Genomic DNA, 1,274 nt, shown 5'->3' with positions numbered 1-1,274 from the left:
TGATGTGTGCTGAATTAGCAGGAGACTTTCACTTGGGAGATTCTAGGCAGCTAACCGATAAAAGTCTTCTGCCATTTGATTTGGTGTCTTAAAATCCAAGCCTTTTTGAATTCTTCGCTGATTATAAAATAACTCTATATATTTTGTAATATCCGCTTTGGCTTCTTCCCTTGTTTTGTAGTTGCGATGATGGACTAGTTCATTTTTGAGTATGCCCCAGAAACTCTCTATCGGTGCATTATCAAAGCAGTCGCCTTTTTTGCTCATTGAACCCTGAAAATCAAATTTCTCAAGTAAGTTTCGATATTCATTACTGCAATATTGGCTGCCTCTGTCTGAATGTACAATGAGATCTTTAGCAGGTTTCTGATTGCGAATAGCCATATTCAATGCATCACAAACAAGCTTGGCTGTCATGCGCTCATTTAAGCTATAGCCAACAACCTGTTTCGTGTAAAGATCTTTGATAGCTGCCAAGTACAACCAGCCCTCAGCCGTCCAAATGTAGGTAATGTCACTCGACCACGCAAGATTAGGCTTCGTCATTGAAAACTGTTGCTTGAGTAAATTGTCATAAATAGAACGGTTGTGATCACTGTTCGTGGTTCTTTTGAAACGCTTATGGCGCTTACAATACAACTGATTTGATTTTTTTATTTGGCGCACAGCATACATACTTATTTTGATACCTTGCGCTTGTAAATGCTTGGTTAATCGAACATAGCCATAGCTTTGTTTGGTTTCTTCATGGGCTATTTTGACCAAAATTGTCTGCTGATTTCGCTGAATTGATCTTTTACTCATGCCTCGCTTTAGCCAATCATAAAAGCGAGAAACGGATACACGAAGTAATCGAGCCATTAAAATAATCGGAAATAAGTGGCTTTGCGATTTCATATAGGCGTACCTCACTGACTTTCTTTGGCAAAGTACGCTGCTGCCTTTTTTAAAAATTCACGTTCCATTTCAGCTGTTTTTAGCTGTTGTTTAAGCTTCTTATTTTCTTCGAGTAAGGCGTTTAGATCGGGCGAATACTGTTTTGTGCCTGCTAAAGTTCCAGCCTTTGCTTTGTTATTCCAGTTCGAAAGGGTTTGCATTGAAATGCCAAGTTGTCTAGCGGATTCCGATACATTACCTTGGTTCTCTTCAATGGCTTTTATGGCTTCAGCTTTAAATTCTGCGGTGTAAGTCTTCTGTTTCTTGCTCATGGTAAACTCCTAATGAGTATGTATAGTTTACCAAGTTAAACCCTCCTGTTTTTTAAGCACACATCA

Annotated in this window: 1 protein-coding gene; it reads right to left on the bottom strand. The window is 38.9% G+C overall.

The genetic code is table 11. The annotated features are described in order from the left end of the window. Positions 1–42: 42 nt before the first annotated feature. Positions 43–1,208 (bottom strand): IS3 family transposase gene (locus EXE29_RS17215; protein ID WP_099349815.1). Its coding sequence is split into 2 segments (ribosomal slippage): positions 43–950 and positions 950–1,208, totalling 1,167 coding nucleotides; the frame shifts between segments, so codons are not numbered across the junction. Positions 1,209–1,274 lie beyond the last annotated feature (66 nt).

The sequence above is a fragment of the Acinetobacter sp. WCHAc060006 genome (genome assembly GCF_004209135.1).
Classification (GTDB): domain Bacteria; phylum Pseudomonadota; class Gammaproteobacteria; order Pseudomonadales; family Moraxellaceae; genus Acinetobacter; species Acinetobacter cumulans.
The sequence above is the reverse complement of the archived record's forward strand: the minus strand, read 5'-3'. Positions and strand labels throughout refer to the sequence as shown.